At 43.6% G+C, this 574-nt stretch carries 1 protein-coding gene; it reads right to left on the bottom strand.

The features are described from left to right. Window positions 1–502 (bottom strand): oligogalacturonate-specific porin KdgM family protein (locus tag KQJ18_RS24355; protein ID WP_216422998.1); only part of this gene is annotated, 502 nt, incomplete at its 3' end. Between the last annotated feature and the right edge of the window lie 72 nt (window positions 503–574).

Below are 574 nucleotides of genomic sequence, written 5' to 3'. Positions count from 1 at the left end.
CGGCAATTTTATAAATACCGTTAAGCTCAAACATCCAGTCATGAATGTTATAACCGAGCCATGCTTCCGGACGATAGACCATGCGATCATCCTTGCCGTCAGTGTTTCTGCGCATGTACTCCTGACGATAGCGGAACGCAGTCCACCAGCTATCATTGATATTGTACTGTACGCGGATATAAGGTTTATAAATCGTGATGTTATCGCCCGTTTCGATCGCAATACCCGGCTGCCAGATAAGATCCCGCCAGGTAAACTGGTAGCTTGCAGTATACTCGTTGCCATTACTTTCCATATTATTCCACGCATCATTAGATTGCGTATCTTCGGAACGTGAAATGGCTTCAACGGCTACACCAAAACCAGTCGCAAAACGATGAGACATATAAACACGATCGTAATTGCGCCCATCGTCATAATATTCATGACGATAATCAACATAACCCGCTTGCGCGGTTACAGAGAATAATGGAATCAGTAATAACGCAGATTTAAATTTCATGACCATCCCTCTTCACACTACATCAAGGAAATTACCCATCTCGTTCCGTCCATTAATGGGAAACGATAAAGG

This window comes from Citrobacter sp. S55_ASV_140, assembly GCF_018919505.1.
Lineage (GTDB): Bacteria > Pseudomonadota > Gammaproteobacteria > Enterobacterales > Enterobacteriaceae > Citrobacter > Citrobacter werkmanii.
Note: the sequence above shows the minus strand (reverse complement) of the source record. Positions and strands in the feature narration are given on the sequence as shown.